The sequence below is a fragment of the Rhodococcus oxybenzonivorans genome (assembly GCF_003130705.1).
Taxonomy (GTDB): Bacteria; Actinomycetota; Actinomycetes; order Mycobacteriales; family Mycobacteriaceae; genus Rhodococcus_F; species Rhodococcus_F oxybenzonivorans.
In genome coordinates this window covers 5,518,014-5,532,361 of sequence record NZ_CP021354.1, presented here as the reverse complement: position 1 = coordinate 5,532,361, position 14,348 = coordinate 5,518,014, and the positions used below count along the sequence as shown (strand labels likewise).

The window sequence follows — 14,348 nt, the reverse complement described above, 5'->3', positions numbered from 1 at the left end:
ATGCCACAATTGCGTCCCATTCGTTCGCTGCTCCCGAGCCGTTCCGCCGGTCTGTCCGACGCCGAGACCGGTCACGTCACCCCCCGTCGCGCACCCGAACCGACGCCCGCCGAAGAAACAGTAGTCAACAGCGCCGTCTACCGCGACGGAAAGAAGATCGCCACACCGGCCACGCTGTCGGAGGCGCTGGGCAGCTTGCCGGACGCGTCATCGATGGCCTGGATCGGCATGTACCGGCCCAACGACGCCCAGTTGTACGCTGCAGCAGCGCAATTCGATCTTCACGAGCTGGCCGTCGAGGACGCGATCGTCGCGCACCAGCGTCCCAAACTCGAACGTTACGGCGAAACGTTGTTCGTGGTGCTGCGGGCCGCGCGGTACTGCGACGAAACCGAGCGCGTCGAATTCGGCGAGCTGCACATCTTCTGTGGGCCGACGTTCGTGCTCACCGTGCGGCACAGTGAGTCACCCGACCTGTCGGCGGTGCGCCGGAGGATGGAAGGGAACCCGGACCTGCTGAAGCTGGGACCCGAGGCGGTCCTGTACGCGATCCTCGATGCGGTGGTCGACGGCTACGCTCCGGTGGTGTCGGGACTGCAAAACGACATCGACGAGATCGAAACCGAAGTGTTCAGCGGCGAACCCGGTGTGTCGCGGCGAATCTACGAACTCACGCGCGAGGTCATCGAATTCCAGAGGGCCACAAGGCCGCTGCTCGGAATGCTGCGCGGGCTGTCGGCGGGATTCGAGAAGTACAACACCGACGAGGAACTGCAGCGGTATCTCCGTGACGTCACCGATCACGCGACGGTCGTCGTGGAGCGGGCGGACGGGTTCCGTCAGTTGCTCGGCAACATCCTCACCGTCAACGCGACTCTGGTGTCGCAGGAACAGAACGAGGAGATGCGGAACCTCACCCAGGCGAGCTACGCGCAGAACGAGGAAATCAAGAAGGTATCGGCCTGGGCGGCAATCCTGTTCGCCCCCACCCTCATCGGGACGGTGTACGGCATGAACTTCGACCACATGCCCGAACTGCACTGGGTGGGCGGGTACCCGTTCGCCCTGTCGCTGATGATGCTCACGTGCGCGGGCTTGTACACCATCTTCAAGCGGCGTGGCTGGTTGTGAGCGAGGTCGGCTGCGGGTGAACCCGCAGCCGACCTGACAACTAGTTAAAGCTCGTCGACCCGCAGCCTCGGGCTGTCAGAGCTCATCGACACAGACGACGAACTTGCGCTCGGGGTATTCGTAGCCGTTGGAGGACGTGGTGCACGAATCCACGGACGTGGCGCCCTGCACGATTTCGGTCACCTTCACCCCGTCGACGGCGGTGGGGTCGGTGCACTCGATGCGCTTGGGATCCTCGCCGCCGACGTCCATGCATCCGCCGATGACCCAGTCGACGTCGAGGCAGATCGCGCCCTGCTCGACTCCGCCGAGGGTCTCGTAGTAGTACGAATCGGCGTCGCTGATGCACTGGCTGTTCTGCTCCGCCTTGGCGATCACCTTGTAGTTCGATTCGGGGCTGCCGCACGCCGCCTTGTCGATCTCGGCGTCGGTAATCGTGCCGCCGAGCTTGACGCACTCGCCGATCGCTACCTCGAAGTCGACGTCTCCGCCGGCGTCCACACCTTCCTGTCCGTCGATCACGGTCGTCGACTCAGTGGTAGTGGCCGAAGCCCCCGACTCCGGCACTGCCGTGGGAGTGACCTCCGAACCGCACCCCGTGACGAGAACCGCCGTCGCCGACAGAGCGACGACCGCGGTACACACCCGCCGAACCAGACCTGCCATCTCAACCCCACCTCGTTCTGGATGGCAGTGCCACCCGAATTTCCGGGATGGCGGTGCCACCTACTTTCCCGGATGACCGCTTGCCATCCCGGCTCCACGCGCATGCCGTGTCGCGCATTATTTGATTACATCGGTCACCGATTTACCAATCGTAATGACACTATGGACGGGTGGATCTCCCCGTGATGCCTCCTCTGCAACCGATGCTCGCGAAGTCCGCGTCGTCCGTTCCGACGCAACCGGAGTCGGGTCCCGTGTGGTCGTACGAGCCGAAGTGGGACGGCTTTCGGGCCCTCGTTTTCCGGGACGGCGACGAGGTGGTGCTCGGCTCGCGCGGCGGAAAAGACCTGGCCAGGTACTTCCCCGAGATGGTCCGGGCCGCCGTCGCGGAGCTCCCGGAGCGCTGTGTGGTGGACGGTGAGCTCGTGGTGCCCCGCACTGTCGACGGCCACACCCGGCTCGACTGGGAATCCTTGTCGGAGCGCATTCATCCGGCGGAGAGCCGAGTGACACTGTTGTCCGAGCAGACCCCGGCTCAGTTCGTCGCCTTCGACCTGCTGGTCCTGGGCGACCGGGATCTCAGTCGTGAGGACTTCTCGATCCGCAGACAGGAGCTGGTCGGCGCCGTCGGTGGCGGCCCCAGTTGCCATGTCACCGCGGCCACGGAGTCGAGCGAGCTGGCAACCGAGTGGTTCCAGACGTTCGAGGGCGCCGGCCTCGACGGAGTGGTGGCGAAAAAGCTCGCCGGGCCGTACCTGCCGAACAAGCGGGAAATGGTGAAGGTGAAGCACGCCCGCACCGCCGACTGCGTCGTCATCGGCTACCGGCCCCACAAGAGCCAGCCCGGAATCGGGTCGATGCTTCTCGGGCTCTACGGCGGTGACCAGCTGTCGATGGTGGGCGGTGCGTCGGCCTTCACCTCGGCGAGGCGAATCGAACTGCTCGCCGAGTTGGAAGAGCTGCGTGTCGGTGACGACGTCGTCGCCGAGGGTGAGCCCACCCGCTGGCGGTCGGGCAACGACCGCACGTGGGTGCCACTTCGACCTGAACGGGTGGTGGAGGTGGCGTATGACCAGATGGAAGGCGCACGTTTCCGGCACGCCGCGCGGTTCCTGCGCTGGCGACCGGACCGGACGCCCGACGAGTGCACATTCGAACAACTGGAGGTTCCGGTGCGATACGACCTTGCCGACGTGCTGGCCGGGGGTTCGTGATGGCGAGCCCGGCCGTCGAACTCGACGTGGACGGCGTCGCCGTTCGCCTGTCGAATCCCGACAAGATCTACTACCCGAAACTCGGTGCGGACGGTGGCACCAAACGTCACCTCGTGGAGTACTACCGCTCCGTCGCCCTGCAGGGTGCGCTGCTGGATGCGCTGCGGGACCGGCCGACGCATCTGCAGCGGTTCCCCGACGGAGTCGAAGGCGAGGAGATCTACCAGAAGCGGGTGCCGGCCAAGCGTCCGGAACACGTCGGTTCCTGCGAGGTGACTTTCCCGTCGGGACGAAAGGCGGATGTACTCCGCGTCCGCAGCGCGCCCGACATCGTGTGGGCTGCGAACCTCGGCAACATCACCTTCCATCCGTGGGCGGTCCGCTGCCCCGACGTCGACCATCCCGACGAGCTGCGAATCGACCTGGACCCGCAGCCCGGCACCGGCTTCGACGATGCCCGTGCGGTGGCTCTCGACGTCGTGCAGCCCCTGCTGGACGAGCTCGGCCTGGTCGGCTTCCCGAAGACGTCGGGTGGTCGTGGCCTGCATATCTATCTGAGCATCGCGCAGCGGTGGGACTTCGTAGAGGTCCGCCGGGCCGGCATCGCCCTCGCGCGGGAGATCGAGCGGCGCAGCGGTGACCGGGCCACCACGTCGTGGTGGAAGGAGGAACGCGGCGAACGGATCTTCCTCGACTTCAACCAGAATGCGCGCGACAAGACCATCGCCTCCGCGTACTCCGCCCGCAAGACTCCTATCGCGACGGTGTCGACGCCGGTGACCTGGGCGGAACTCGTCGACGTCGACCCTGACGACTTCACCATCGCCACCGTGCCCGCCCTGCTCGACAAGCGTGGAGACCCCATGGCGACCATCCGTGACGTGGAGCAGTCGCTCGACGTCCTGCTCGACATGGCAGACCGGGACGCCGCGAACGGCCTGGGCGATCTCCCGTACCCGCCCAACTATCCCAAGATGCCGGGCGAACCGAAGCGAGTGCAACCGAGTCGGGACCGAGACCGAAAGTAGCCGACGCTGACGTACGCTCAGGCGGGCGACTTGCGTCCGAACATGGGGAGGTCTTCATGGAGCGTTCGACAGCCGGTGCTGCCGGACTCGTTCTCGGTGTCGTTGCGACGGCACTCGGAACTCTGATGACGACGCCGGCCACCGCGTCGGCGGGATCGTTGTCCTGCGTGTCGCCTCCGGGCCGCGACACCACCTCGGTCATCGACCGCACCGCGTGTGGCGCGAAATCCGACCCGAGCAGCAACTCTGCAGCGCTCGGCAACGATGGTGTCGGTTTCGCCGACGCAGCCGAGGCGGGGGCGGCACTCGGCGCCGGGGTGGGCGGGGGTGTCGGTGCCGCCGAAGCTCGCGGCGGCGGCGTTGCCGCGATCGCGATCGGACCGAAAAGCGTCGCCATCGGGACGGTCGCCGGATCAGGCCCCGCGCTGGTGTTGAGCGGCCCCGGAGGTCAGGCCCTCGTCGCCGACCCGGCCCGCGGTGTCGTGTGCTCCGGCGGGCCTGCGCTTGCCATCAATTTCCTTGCAGGTCAAGCATGTTTCACCGATGGGGTAACGGTCTGGCGGGTTTCCTGATCACACCCCCGGTCGGCGTCGTATGGTGACGGCAGTCACAATGGGCTGACGCATCTGCCGCATGAAGCGGCAGTAGATCGGAGGTGGTCGATGACGACCAGCGTTCGAAGTCACAGGCCCGCGGCCGCGCCCCGGACCGAGTTGCATGTCGACCCTCGGTTCCTTCCCCTCGCGGACCGCTTCTTTGCGATGTACCGGCAACCTCAGCAAGGTGGCGGCGCGCTCACCGCGTATTTCCGCGGCGAGAAGGTGCTGGATATCTGGGCGGGTTGGGCCGATCGTGATCGCCGCTGGGACCGCGACACCGTCGCATTGTCGTTCTCGACGGGCAAAGGGGTGGCCAGCACCGTCGTGCACAGGCTCGCCGAGCGCGGTCTGCTCGATTACGACGCGAGGGTGGCCGACTACTGGCCCGAGTTCGGTGCGGCAGGCAAGGACGCCATCACGGTCCGCGACCTGCTGACGCATCGCGCCGGTTTGCATCGAGTGCGAGGTCTGATGCGCAGCCCACTCGATTTACTCGACTACGACGCGGTCGTGCAGGCTCTCGCGTCGACACCGGCCGACCCACGCAGACTCCGCGGTCCCGGATATCACGCCGTCACCTACGGGTGGTTGGTGGCCGAACTCGTCGCACGGGTGACGGCGAAACCGTTCGTCCGGGTGGTGGAGGAGGAGATCGCCGGTCCCCTCGGAATCGACGACTTCTGGTACCTGGTCCCGGAGCAGCACCGGCCACGGATCGCGAAACTGTTTCCGCACATCAACCCTGCTGGATTGAATTGGGAGCTCACGTCTACCGTCCTCGCGCGCGTCGGCCCCACGCGCGGGCTCGCCGAGGCGGCCATGCCCACCGGATTCGACGTGCTGGTGCGCAACCCGGCCGTGCACGGCGCAGTGATGCCCGGATGGAACGGTGTGTTCAGTGCCCGCGCCCTCGCCCGCATGTACGGCGCGATCGCGAACGGCGGTGTGCTCGACGGACGCCGTTTCCTGCGCCGATCCACCATCGAGCAGATGTCGACCGTGCAGACCCGCGACCGCGATTACGTGCTCGGTATCCGGCCCCAGTGGTCGCTCGGCTATCACCGCCCGATCCTGGCTTCCCGAGAGCAACCACGGAACGCGATCGGGCACTACGGTGTCGGCGGGTCCGGGGCCTATGCGGACCTCGACAGCGGGTTGTCCCTCGGCTTCGTCACCAATCGGCTCGGCAGTTCGTTCACCGCTCTCGGTGATCTGCGTCTGGCGCGGCTCGGGGTCGAAGCGCAGGCGCTCGTACGTAACGACAAGTAACCACGAAAGGAATCATGATGAGTGATCACGTGTACCGGGTCGTCGAGGTCGTAGGTTCGTCGGGAGACAGCATCGACGGCGCCATCAAAAACGCCGTCGGGCGCGCGCAGGAGACCGTACGCAACCTCGAATGGTTCGAGGTGGTTTCGACACGGGGTCACATCGAGGACGGTGCGGTGGCGCACTTCCAGGTGACGCTCAAAGTTGGATTCCGACTGGAGCCGGGCGGAGCGGTTTGACGGGAGCGGGGACGGACGCTGTCCTGGCGGACGTCCCCTTCGTCACATCCTCGCGCAAAAGTGGAACACGTTATAGTCTGGGCTTCCAGTCGATGTCGGACTGCGTGTACTCAGGTAGGGGAGAGCCGTGACTTATGTGATTACGCAGCCTTGCTGCAACGACGCCTCGTGCGTCGATGTCTGTCCGGTCAACTGCATCCATCCCACACCGGACGAGAAACCGTTCGCGACCACGGAAATGCTGTACATCGACCCCGACACCTGCATCGACTGCGGTGCCTGCGTCGAGGAATGCCCGGTCGAGGCAATCTATGCCGAGAACGACCTCGAAGAAGTCGACGCCCCCTACCTCGACATCAATGCGCAGTACTACACCAAACACCCCATCGGTCCCGACTGGCCGGATCCGGTGAAGCTGCCATCGATCGACGCCGCGCTCGGCACGCTGCACGTCGCGATCGTCGGGTCTGGTCCCGCGGCCTGTTACGCCGCGATGGAACTGACCGCCAAACCGCGCATGGAGGTCGACATGTTCGAGCGCCTGCCCACCCCCTACGGGTTGGTGCGCGCCGGTGTCGCCCCCGATCATCCGGGCACGAAGGGTGTCACCGATCAGTTCCGTTCGGCAGTGGGCAAACGGAACGTGCATTGCCACTTCAACGTGGAAGTCGGCGAGGACGTCACCCACGAGGAACTGCTGCGGCACCACCACGCCGTGATCTACGCGGTAGGCGCTGCGGGTGACCGCAGGCTCGACATACCCGGCGAGGATCTGCCGGGCAGCCACGCGGCCACCGAGTTCGTCGCCTGGTACAACGGCCATCCCGACTACGCCGACCGCACGTTCGACCTCTCCGGCGAGCGCGCCGTCATCGTCGGCAACGGCAACGTGGCGCTCGACGTGGCCCGGATCCTGGTCACCGATCCCGATGTCCTGGCGACCACGGATCTGGCCGACCATGCGCTCGAAGCGCTGCGGTCGAGCAACATCCGGGAGGTTGTGGTACTCGGGCGCAGGGGTCCTGCCCAGGCGGCATACACCAACCCCGAACTCCTTGCCCTGGGCCGAATGCCCAACGTGGACGTCGTCGTCGACCCCGAGGAAGCCGTGCTCGATCCGGCCAGCCGTGCACTCGTCGACGCGGACGATGCGGAGCCGTCGCTGCAGTTGAAGGTGAAGCAGGTGGAGGAGTTCGCGCAGCGGGCCGCCAACCCCGCACACAAGCGCATCGTGCTTCGCTTCCTCACCTCACCGGTCGACATTCTCGGTGACGGGCACGTCGAATCCGTGCGGATCGCCCGCAACGAGATGGTCGCGGACGCCTCCGGGGTTCTCGGTGCCAAACCGTCGGATGTCATCGAGACGCTCGACACCGGGCTGATCCTGCGATCGATCGGCTATCGCGGCCGTCCGGTGGCGGGGCTCCCGTTCGACGACCGGCGCGGGGTCATCCCCAACGAGAACGGGCGGGTGATCGACCCCGAGACGGGCACGCCGATCCCCGGTGTGTACGTGGCGGGCTGGATCAAGCGGGGCCCGACAGGCGTGATCGGCACGAACAAGTACTGCTCGGCCGAGACCGTACACATGGTGATCGATGACTTCTCGGCGGGCAGGCTCGACGCGCCCGAAGACCGGGAGGCCCTCGATCGGTTGATTGCCGAACGGGCGCCCAATGCGATCGACTACCAAGGTTGGCAGCGTATCGACAAAACCGAGCGCGCCGGGGGCCGTGCCGCGGGTCGGGCCCGCACCAAGCTTGTGACCATTGACAGCATGCTGGCCGCAGCCCGCGCCGACACCTCGCCGTGAGCACTTCTTAACAGTCCAGTGATAACAAGTACTCACAGGGCGCAGAGCGGCAACGATTGCGGGTAAATTGCTCGGCGCCGGATGATGTGTGTTAATGGCAGTGCGCGATTGTTAGGTCCGTCGGGGACGCGCGTAAACACACGTCGTCGAACGAGAGTGGTCATATGGGCAAGACAGGAATCTGTACTTCGCGGAATCAGCGCTGGTCATCGCGCGTCGCCGTCGCAGTGGCCGGAGTGGTGGTTTCCGGAACGGCGCTGGTAGGACCCGCTCAGGCCGTCCCGCTGTTCCCCGGTGGACCGGAGATTCCCACCCTTCCCGGTCTGCCCAGCGCCCCGCAGCTTCCGCTCCCCGAACCGGCGCCCGCGCCGGCCAACTTCTCGGCACCGTCCCTCAACCCCGGTGAGGGTGAGGTCGTGGGTGTCGCGCAGCCGGTGATCATTCGGTTCAACGAGGCGATCGGTGACCGCGCCGCCGCCGAGCGTGCCATCAAGGTCACCACCAGCCAGCCCGTCGAGGGTGGGTTCTACTGGATCAACGACAGCCAGGTGCGCTGGAAGCCCACCGACTTCTGGCCGGCCAACACGCAGGTCACCGTGGATGCCGGAGACGCGCATTCCACGTTCACCATCGGCGACGCCCTGGTGGCGACCGCCGACGACAACACCAAGCAGATCACGATCACCCGCAACGGTGAGGTGGTCAAGACCATGCCGACCTCGATGGGTAAGCCGGGCCACGAGACCCCTAACGGTACCTACATCATCGGCGAGAAGTTCCGCGACATGTACATGGATTCGTCCACGTACGGGGTGCCGGTCGACTCCGAAGAGGGGTACCGCACCTACGTCGAGTACGCCACGCGCATGTCGTACAGCGGCATCTTCGTCCACGCTGCGCCGTGGTCGTTGGACGCGCAGGGCAACACCAATGTCAGCCACGGGTGCCTCAACGTGAGCACCGAGGACGCCAAGTGGTTCTACGAAAATTCGAAGAAGGGCGACGCGGTGGTCGTGCAGAACACTGCCGGTGGCGTGCTCAGCGGCTCCGACGGTCTGGGTGACTGGAACCGCTGAATCTGATCCCGAACACCACGCCGTAGCCCGCACAGTTCGCTGTGCGGGCTACGTTTTTCAGGGGGGCGTCGGTGGGGGACCGGCCGCTACCAGATTTTGACGCGCTGCTCCGGATCGAGATAGAGGGCGTCGCCGGGCTGGACGTCGAACGCGTCGTGGAAGGTGTCGAGGTTGCGCACCACTCCGTTGCACCGGAACTCCGGCGGCGAGTGCGGATCAACCGCGAGACGCCGGAGAGCTTCGGCATCGCGTGCCTTGGTCCGCCACACCTGCGCCCAGCCGAAGAACACGCGCTGTAGACCGGTGAGCCCGTCGAGCACCGGAGGCTCCGTTCCCTCAGTCGCGATCTTGTAGGCGGCGATCGCGATGGAGAGGCCACCGAGGTCGCCGATGTTCTCGCCGATCGTGAACTCCCCATTGACCGCATGGCCGGGCAGTGCCTTCGGCTCGAACTGGTTGTACTGCTCGATCAGAGCCTTGGTGCGCTTACCGAACTCACTGCGATCGTCGTCGGTCCACCAGTCGACCATGTTCCCGTCGCCGTCGTACTTGGCGCCCTGGTCGTCGAATCCGTGGCCGATCTCGTGGCCGATGACCGCACCGATTCCGCCGTAATTAGCGGCATCGTCGGCGGCGGCATCGAAGAACGGCGGCTGCAGGATAGCGGCCGGAAACACGATTTCGTTCATTCCAGGGTTGTAGTAGGCGTTCACCGTCTGCGGGGTCATGAACCACTCGTCGCGGTCGACGGGGCCACCCACTTTGCCCAGGTCACGGTCGTACTCGGCCGCGTACCCGCGCCGATAGTTGCCCACCAGGTCGTTGCGGGAGATGGTGACCGACGAGTAGTCGCGCCACTTGTCCGGGTAGCCGATCTTCGGCGTGAACTTCTCGAGCTTGCGCAGCGCGGCCTCACGGGTCGCGGGGCTCATCCACTCGAGGTCGGCGATGTTGCGGCGGTACGCCTCCTGCAGGTTGGCGACGAGTTCCTGCATACGGGCCTTGGCGTCGGCGGGGAAGTGGCGCTCGACGTACAACTTTCCGACGGCCTCACCGAGGAGGTCCTGAACCAGGGACACACCGCGCTTCCAGCGCTCACGGTTCTCCTCGGTTCCGGTCAGCGTCTTACCGTAGAACGCGAAATTCTCGTCGACGAGTGCCTGCGTCAAGTACGGCGCCCGTGAGCGGATGACGTTCCACGTGGCCCACGCCTTCCACGTCTCCAGATCCTCGGACGTCCACAGCCCGGTGAGTGTGGTGAGGAAGTCGGGCTGGCGGACAACGATCTCGGCGAACTGATCGCGGGTGCCGCCCAGCCCGTCGATCCACGCGGCCCAGTCCAGGCCTTCCGGCAGCTGGTCGAGGGTTACCAGGTTGTAGCTCAATTCCGCATCGCGCCGTTTCACGACGTCCCAGTGTCCGGCCGCGATCTTCGTCTCGAGGTCGAACACGCGCTGGGCGTCGTACCCGACACCGGCGAGCTCGAACATCTTGCCGATGTGCGCCACGTACGCGGCCCGGATCTGTGCGTGCTCGTCCTGGCGGTAGTAGGACTCGTCGGGCAGTCCGAGGCCGGATTGGCTGAAGTGCACCAGATAGCGTTCGGAGTTCTTGGCGTCCGTGTCGACGTAGTGGCCGACCGCGCCGCCCACGCCCGTCCGCTGCAGGCGGCTGATCACTCCGGCCAGCGCCGAGAGATCGCCGGCCTCGGCGACGGCTGCGAGTTCGTCGGCGATCGGCGTCAGGCCTGCGGCTTCCACGGCGCCCGAGTCCATGAAGCTGCCGTACAGGTCACCGATTCGCTGAGCGTCGGTCCCAGCCGGAGCGCCCGAACCGGCAGCCTCCTCGATGATGTTCTGGACGTCGACTTCGGCCTTGTCGTACAGCGTGCGGAACGCGCCGTCGATGGCCCGATCCGCGGGTATCTCGTAACTGTCGATCCAGCCGCCGTTGACGTGGAGGAAGAGGTCGTCCTGGGCACGGATGCCGCTGCCGAGGTGGGTGAGGTCGATGCCTGAGCGTTGAGCCGTGGTCATGGCTCCATACTTACACCGTTTACCCGCCGATGCGGGCGTGCATTTCCCAGACCAGCACCTCTGCGCCGGAGTGTGAGGAGATCTCCTGACCACCGGATGCGCTGGTACGGACGGCATCGCCCTCGTACAGGGTGCCGACACCTTCCATGTCGGCGGTGCCCTGAGTAATGAAGACGTGCAGGAACGGTGCCTCGGGCAACCTGATCGGTGCGCCGGGAAACACGCGGGCGACGTGCAGTGCGGCGTGCTTGTTGTTGATGCGGATCGCCGAATGATCGCGATATTCGGGCATTCCGGACGCCACCGGCACCAGTCCACCCTTCAAGATCTCGTCCTCGATCTCGAGCTGTTCGTAACTCGGTGTCAGTCCAGCCTCGTCGGGGACCACCCACATCTGCACGAAATGAACGGGTTCGTGGTGCTCTTCGCCGGCCAGCCGCCAGCTGTCGTTCTTCTCCGAGTGCATGATCCCTGTGCCCGCACTCATGCGTTGAGCGAGACCGGGATAGATGATGCCCGAATGGCCGATCGAATCCTGGTGCACGAGTGAGCCACGCAACACCCAGGTGACAATCTCCATGTCCTTGTGGGGATGTGTCTCGAATCCCTGTTCCGGAAGCACGGTGTCGTCGTTGTTCACGAGCAGGAGTCCGTGATGGGTGTTGTCGGGGTCGTAGTGCTGACCGAAGGAGAACGAATGCTTCGAATCCAACCAGGAAATCCTGGTTTTCAGCCGATCTCCGGCGCGGTGCACGTAGACATGGGGGGTGGTGACTGCCGGCATCTCGATCCTCCTTCGGGTCGTACCCGGTCTAGAGTACGAGGTGCTCGCCGTCCGTATGCACAAGACGGTGTCGATTGCGTATCGAAGTCCGCGCCGTATCGAAGCGGATAAGCCACCACAATGGCGAAATAGTCGAGCGCAGTGGCACATTCGCAGTACCGTCGAGCGTATGCCACTGGTCTGCAACGCGTTTCACTGCGGGTGTTTCGCGACCAGGACGGGCGTCCAGTACCGTGTCGCATTTCCCGACGCCGGACGTCGATCGGCGTACAGTTCGAAATGTGTGGACCCGAGTCGGACCGATACCGAACTCCCGCACCGACCCGGAAGGAGCGTGATGAAGGCGAACCAAGATCGACATGGTCAGCACCTCCCCGAGCATCAGCGGATTGCCGACCTCGTCGACGACATGGAAGAACGTCTGACCGCCGAGCGTGAGGCCAAAGGAGTCGAAGGCAATGCGTCCGATCGTGAAAAGGTCGAGCCGGTAGAGCCCGAGGATCAGGCCCCCGAGTAGCGCCTCCGGCACCCGTGAGTACTTATTAACCTTCCGCGGTTATTAAGTACTCACAGGCGCGGTAGCGCGCTGTCAGGGGAACCACAGTGCCTGCGCGTTGTCCTCGGCGAGGCACCTCGCGGCGGGGTCGGGGAGAGCGTCGAGCAGGGCGTGGATCTGGCGGGCGCGGGCGTCGACGGTATCCGCGCTTGCGATTGTGTCGGTGCCGACCACGAAGCGATCGGGGTGGCGGGCGAGAAGTGCGATCCAGTCCGGGTCGGTATCGGTGCCGTCGGTGATGTGGTCGAGCAGCACCCAGGACAGTTCGATGGTCAGGCGGGCGTGACGTTCGATCAGTTGGCGTACCAGATCCAGCTGGTTGGAGGGACGGGTGCGGCGGAAGACACCGGCATGGCACCAGACCACCGAGGTGGTCGGATGCCGGTCGAGCGCGTTCTCGAGTTTGCCGACGTATTCGTGCCGGTCCGGAAGGCCCGGTGACGCCGAGTCGTGGTGCAGGGAGATCGGGACCTTCTGCTGGGCGCAGAAATCGAGAACCGCGTCCATGGCCTCGTGATCGGGTGCGGGAACGTCGCCGAGTGTCAGGTTGGTGAGATCGTCGTGGCGGAACATCACCTCACCGATCCCGGCCCACCGGTCCGAGCGGCTCCAGACGAATTCCAGGTGGTCTATCGCCAGCTTATCGGTGGGATCGAAGCCGCAGATCAACGGCGCCACCTCGAGTTGCCCCTCCGCCTCGAGGTCGGGGAGGAGGTCGAGGACGGTCGCATCGGTCAGCGAATGGTAGTGGCACGGTGCATTGTCGTCGAGGTAGTAGTCGGGCTGAACGGGCTCGGCGACCGACCATTTCTTCTTCACCGGAAGACCGAAGACTACGGCACGCCGGGCCCCGTTGCGGACGAGCGCGTCGCGCAGCTCGGCGGTGTCGGCGGGAGCTTGCAGAAAGTCGACGAGATGGACATGGGTGTCGATCCACGAACGAGAAGCCATGGTGCGATCTTCTACCATCCGGTCGGTGCCGTCGCATTTTCTCCGCTGAACCACATGACCTCGTCGGTGCTGCGCAAACTCATCTGTGCGGGGTACTCGGTGTATCCAGGAAGGTCATCGGGCCTTCTCCGCACGAGGAGGCATCATCATCGTCGAGTCGCTGATCTTCGGGGTGATCGCGTCGAGCGCGCTGGTTATCGGAGCGCTGGTCGGCGGCCGATTCACCATTCCCAAACGCATGCTCGCCGGCATGCTGGCGTTTGCCTCGGGCGCCCTGATTACGGCGTTGACCTTCGAACTCTTCGAGGAGTCGTACGAGAAGGGCGGTATCTGGCGGGCCGTGCTCGGTCTGGCTGTGGGGGCCGTCGTGTTCACCGTTCTCAGCGAGCGGCTCGACCGTCTCGCCGAGGGCACGCATCGACAACGTCAGGGGAGCGAGAAACTCGACGTCGACGCAGCCGCGTCGGAGACTGCCCCCTCGACGGCTTCTGTGAGCGGGATGGCCGGATTCGCGCTCCTCGCCGCGGTGACGCTCGACGGCGTGCCGGAGAACATTGCGCTCGGCGTATCTCTCGGTGAGGGTACCGGGGGCGTAACCCTTCTCGTCGCGATCTTCGTCTCCAACTTTCCCGAGGCCTTGGTCGGCAGTGCATCGATGCGTGCACAAGGAAGGACACAGGCCTTCGTTGTCGGCACCTGGGTGGTGTGCGCCGCTCTGCTCACCGCGGCCGTCGTCATCGGCGCGGGTCCGCTGGCCACGAGTTCACCCGAGACCATTTCTCTGCCACTTGCATTCGCCGCCGGTGCCGTACTGGCCTCGCTCGCCGACACCCTCATGCCCGAGGCATACGAAAAAGGCGGCCCGACAGTCGCGTTGAGCACTGCGGCCGGATTCGTCCTCTCGTACGTCCTCGCCACCGTCTGAAGCCCGGACAGCTGAAATCCGGACAGCCGGACCGGATGCCGGCTCCGTGCGTCTCCGACCG

The 14,348-nt window shown here is 65.3% G+C and carries 14 protein-coding genes; 10 read left to right on the top strand and 4 right to left on the bottom strand.

Annotated elements, in window-relative coordinates:
- The gene (locus CBI38_RS25760; protein ID WP_109333359.1) at positions 1 to 1,131 is read left to right on the top strand and encodes a magnesium and cobalt transport protein CorA; all 1,131 of its coding nucleotides are present in this window, start codon (positions 1 to 3) and stop codon (positions 1,129 to 1,131) included.
- Positions 1,132 to 1,206: 75 nt separating this feature from the next.
- On the opposite strand, the gene lppU is transcribed toward CBI38_RS25760, so the two are convergent.
- Positions 1,207 to 1,797 carry an LppU family putative lipoprotein gene (lppU, locus tag CBI38_RS25755; RefSeq protein ID WP_109333357.1) on the bottom strand — a complete coding sequence of 197 codons (591 nt, stop codon included), beginning with the start codon at positions 1,795 to 1,797 and terminating at the stop codon, positions 1,207 to 1,209.
- 170 nt (positions 1,798 to 1,967) lie between these two features.
- On the opposite strand from lppU, the gene CBI38_RS25750 reads away from it, so the two are divergent.
- The 7 genes from CBI38_RS25750 to CBI38_RS25720 all read left to right on the top strand — a co-directional run bounded on the left by CBI38_RS25750 (position 1,968) and on the right by CBI38_RS25720 (position 9,035).
- Complete coding sequence (locus CBI38_RS25750; RefSeq protein ID WP_109333355.1) at positions 1,968 to 3,011, top strand: ATP-dependent DNA ligase; 1,044 nt, start codon at positions 1,968 to 1,970, stop codon at positions 3,009 to 3,011.
- The gene (locus CBI38_RS25745; protein WP_109333353.1) at positions 3,011 to 4,039 is read left to right on the top strand and encodes a DNA polymerase domain-containing protein; all 1,029 of its coding nucleotides are present in this window, start codon (positions 3,011 to 3,013) and stop codon (positions 4,037 to 4,039) included. Before CBI38_RS25750 ends, CBI38_RS25745 begins: the two co-directional genes overlap by 1 nt.
- A gap of 56 nt (positions 4,040 to 4,095) precedes the next feature.
- Positions 4,096 to 4,611, top strand: a complete 516-nt coding sequence (locus CBI38_RS25740) for a DUF6764 family protein (RefSeq protein ID WP_109333351.1) — start codon at positions 4,096 to 4,098, stop codon at positions 4,609 to 4,611.
- 90 nt (positions 4,612 to 4,701) lie between these two features.
- Positions 4,702 to 5,907, top strand: coding sequence for a serine hydrolase domain-containing protein (locus CBI38_RS25735; protein WP_109333349.1), 1,206 nt, complete (start codon positions 4,702 to 4,704; stop codon positions 5,905 to 5,907).
- A 17-nt stretch (positions 5,908 to 5,924) separates the two neighbouring features.
- A complete protein-coding gene (locus CBI38_RS25730) occupies positions 5,925 to 6,146 on the top strand; it encodes a dodecin (protein ID WP_109335362.1) in 222 nt (73 codons plus the stop codon).
- Between the two features lie 127 nt (positions 6,147 to 6,273).
- Positions 6,274 to 7,959 carry an FAD-dependent oxidoreductase gene (locus tag CBI38_RS25725; RefSeq protein WP_109333347.1) on the top strand — a complete coding sequence of 562 codons (1,686 nt, stop codon included), beginning with the start codon at positions 6,274 to 6,276 and terminating at the stop codon, positions 7,957 to 7,959.
- Positions 7,960 to 8,123: 164 nt separating this feature from the next.
- Positions 8,124 to 9,035, top strand: a complete 912-nt coding sequence (locus CBI38_RS25720) for a L,D-transpeptidase (protein WP_109333345.1) — start codon at positions 8,124 to 8,126, stop codon at positions 9,033 to 9,035.
- An 86-nt stretch (positions 9,036 to 9,121) separates the two neighbouring features.
- On the opposite strand, the gene CBI38_RS25715 is transcribed toward CBI38_RS25720, so the two are convergent.
- Positions 9,122 to 11,071 (bottom strand): M13 family metallopeptidase, encoded by a 1,950-nt coding sequence (locus CBI38_RS25715; RefSeq protein WP_109333343.1) that lies wholly within the window; start codon positions 11,069 to 11,071, stop codon positions 9,122 to 9,124.
- Between the two features lie 19 nt (positions 11,072 to 11,090).
- Positions 11,091 to 11,855: a pirin family protein gene (locus CBI38_RS25710; protein WP_109333342.1), complete on the bottom strand. Its 765-nt coding sequence runs from the start codon at positions 11,853 to 11,855 to the stop codon at positions 11,091 to 11,093.
- Between the two features lie 337 nt (positions 11,856 to 12,192).
- Here CBI38_RS25710 and CBI38_RS25705 point away from each other — a divergent pair, with 337 nt between their 5' ends.
- Positions 12,193 to 12,372 (top strand): hypothetical protein, encoded by a 180-nt coding sequence (locus CBI38_RS25705; RefSeq protein WP_109335361.1) that lies wholly within the window; start codon positions 12,193 to 12,195, stop codon positions 12,370 to 12,372.
- A gap of 72 nt (positions 12,373 to 12,444) precedes the next feature.
- Here CBI38_RS25705 and CBI38_RS25700 read toward each other — a convergent pair whose 3' ends face one another.
- Positions 12,445 to 13,362: an amidohydrolase family protein gene (locus CBI38_RS25700; protein ID WP_109335360.1), complete on the bottom strand. Its 918-nt coding sequence runs from the start codon at positions 13,360 to 13,362 to the stop codon at positions 12,445 to 12,447.
- Between the two features lie 85 nt (positions 13,363 to 13,447).
- Between CBI38_RS25700 and CBI38_RS25695 the strand changes: the two genes are divergently transcribed.
- Positions 13,448 to 14,287: a ZIP family metal transporter gene (locus CBI38_RS25695; RefSeq protein ID WP_230989961.1), complete on the top strand. Its 840-nt coding sequence runs from the start codon at positions 13,448 to 13,450 to the stop codon at positions 14,285 to 14,287.
- Positions 14,288 to 14,348 lie beyond the last annotated feature (61 nt).

Excerpts from the sequence above, each read along its gene's own strand:
- CBI38_RS25760 (WP_109333359.1), top strand. The coding sequence starts at position 1 with ATGCCACAATTGCGTCCCATTCGTTCGCTGCTCCCGAGCCGTTCCGCC.
- lppU (WP_109333357.1), bottom strand. The coding sequence starts at position 1,797 with ATGGCAGGTCTGGTTCGGCGGGTGTGTACCGCGGTCGTCGCTCTGTCG.
- CBI38_RS25745 (WP_109333353.1), top strand. The coding sequence starts at position 3,011 with ATGGCGAGCCCGGCCGTCGAACTCGACGTGGACGGCGTCGCCGTTCGC.
- CBI38_RS25740 (WP_109333351.1), top strand. The coding sequence starts at position 4,096 with ATGGAGCGTTCGACAGCCGGTGCTGCCGGACTCGTTCTCGGTGTCGTT.
- CBI38_RS25735 (WP_109333349.1), top strand. The coding sequence starts at position 4,702 with ATGACGACCAGCGTTCGAAGTCACAGGCCCGCGGCCGCGCCCCGGACC.
- CBI38_RS25730 (WP_109335362.1), top strand. The coding sequence starts at position 5,925 with ATGAGTGATCACGTGTACCGGGTCGTCGAGGTCGTAGGTTCGTCGGGA.
- CBI38_RS25720 (WP_109333345.1), top strand. The coding sequence starts at position 8,124 with ATGGGCAAGACAGGAATCTGTACTTCGCGGAATCAGCGCTGGTCATCG.
- CBI38_RS25715 (WP_109333343.1), bottom strand. The coding sequence starts at position 11,071 with ATGACCACGGCTCAACGCTCAGGCATCGACCTCACCCACCTCGGCAGC.
- CBI38_RS25710 (WP_109333342.1), bottom strand. The coding sequence starts at position 11,855 with ATGCCGGCAGTCACCACCCCCCATGTCTACGTGCACCGCGCCGGAGAT.
- CBI38_RS25705 (WP_109335361.1), top strand. The coding sequence starts at position 12,193 with ATGAAGGCGAACCAAGATCGACATGGTCAGCACCTCCCCGAGCATCAG.
- CBI38_RS25700 (WP_109335360.1), bottom strand. The coding sequence starts at position 13,362 with ATGGCTTCTCGTTCGTGGATCGACACCCATGTCCATCTCGTCGACTTT.